The sequence below is a fragment of the Uliginosibacterium sp. sgz301328 genome (assembly GCF_041807905.1).
GTDB lineage: Bacteria > Pseudomonadota > Gammaproteobacteria > Burkholderiales > Rhodocyclaceae > JBGVSA01.
In genome coordinates this window covers 1-2,122 of sequence record NZ_JBGVSA010000063.1, presented here as the reverse complement: position 1 = coordinate 2,122, position 2,122 = coordinate 1, and the positions used below count along the sequence as shown (strand labels likewise).

Sequence of the window (2,122 nt, the reverse complement as noted above, 5' to 3'; positions counted from 1 at the left end):
GCCACGGCCACCGATGCGGCCAACAACATCAGTGAGCCGACGAGCGTGAGCTACGAGGACACGGGTGCGCCGGTGGCACCGGTGGTGAACGTGACGGCCAACGAAGACGGTGGCCTGACGGTATCGGGCACGGCCGAGCCGGGCAGCACGGTGACGGTGACCTATCCCGACGGTACGACGGCCACGACCACGGCGGATGCCGATGGCAACTACAGCGTGACGACCGATGTGCCGCAGACCACGGGTACGGTGGACGTGACCGCCACCGACGTGGCGGGCAACACCAGCGAGCCGACGGAAGTGAGCTACGAGGACACGGGTGCGCCGGTGGCGCCGGTGGCGGAGGTGACGGCCAATGAGGACGGCGGCCTGACGGTGTCGGGTACGGCGGAACCTGGCAGCACGGTGACGGTGACCTACCCGGATGGCAGCACGGCCACGACCACGGCCGATGCTGACGGCAACTACAGCGTGACGACCGATGTGCCGCAGACCACGGGCACGGTGGAAGTGACCGCCACCGATGTGGCGGGCAACACCAGCGAGCCGACCGATGTGAGCTACACGGACTCCGGTGCGCCGGTGGCGCCGGTGGCGGAGGTGACGGCCAATGAGGACGGCGGCCTGACGGTATCGGGTACGGCGGAGCCGGGCAGCACGGTGACGGTGACCTATCCGGATGGCAGCACGGCCACGACGACGGCCGATGCCGATGGCAACTACAGCGTGACGACCGATGTGCCACAGACCACGGGCACGGTGGAAGTGACTGCCACTGATGTGGCGGGCAACACCAGTGAGCCGACGGATGTGGGCTACACGGACTCGGGCGCCCCCTTGGCACCCATCGTGAACGTGACAGCGAATCCGGATGGGACAGTGACGGTATCGGGCACGGCCGAGCCGGGCAGCACCGTGACGGTGACCTACCCGGACGGTACGACGAGCACGACGACGGCGGATGCTTCGGGCAATTACGCCACCTCTTCGGACACGGTGCAGACCACGGGCGTGGTTGAGGCAACGGCGACAGACGCTGCGGGCAACACCAGTGAGCCGACGAATGTGAGCTACACGGATACGGGGGCACCGCTCTCGCCGGTGGCGGAGGTGACGGCCAATGAGGACGGCGGCCTGACGGTGTCGGGTACGGCCGAACCGGGCAGCACCGTAACGGTGACCTATCCGGATGGCAGCACGGCTACGACGACGGCGGACGCCGATGGCAACTACAGCGTGACGACCGATGTGCCGCAGACCACGGGCACGGTGGAAGTGACCGCCACCGATGTGGCGGGTAACACCAGCGAGCCGACCGATGTGAGCTACACGGACTCCGGTGCGCCCCTGGCGCCGGTGGCGGAGGTGACGGCCAATGAGGATGGTGGTCTCACGGTATCGGGCACGGCGGAGCCGGGCAGCACGGTGACGGTGACCTACCCGGATGGCAGCACGGCCACGACCACGGCGGACGCCGATGGCAACTACAGCGTGACGACCGATGTGCCGCAGACCACGGGCACGGTGGAAGTGACCGCCACCGATGTGGCGGGCAACACCAGTGAGCCGACGGATGTGAGCTACACGGACTCCGGTGCGCCCCTGGCCCCGGTGGTGAACGTGACGGCCAACGAGGACAATGGCCTGACGGTATCGGGTACGGCGGAGCCGGGCAGCACCGTGACGGTGACCTACCCGGACGGTACGACGAGCACGACGACGACCGATGCATCGGGCAATTACGCCACTTCTTCGGACACAGTGCAGACCACGGGCGTGGTTGAGGCAACGGCGACAGACGCTGCAGGCAACACCAGTGAGCCGACGGATGTGAGCTACACGGACTCCGGTGCGCCCCTGGCGCCGGTGGCGGAGGTGACGGCCAATGAGGACGGTGGTCTCACGGTATCGGGCACGGCGGAGCCGGGCAGCACGGTGACCGTGACCTACCCGGATGGCAGCACGGCTACGACGACGGCCGATGCTGACGGCAACTACAGCGTGACGACCGATGTGCCGCAGACCACGGGCACGGTGGAAGTGACCGCCACCGATGTGGCGGGCAACACCAGCGAGCCGACCGATGTGAGCTACACGGACTCCGGTGCGCCCCTGGCGCCGG

The 2,122-nt window shown here is 68.0% G+C and carries 1 protein-coding gene; it reads left to right on the top strand.

Going from position 1 to position 2,122, the window contains the following annotated elements; all coding sequences use genetic code 11:
• Positions 1 to 2,122, top strand: a 2,122-nt coding sequence (locus tag ACDA63_RS20075) for an Ig-like domain-containing protein (protein ID WP_373665080.1), incomplete at both ends; no start/stop codon positions are given.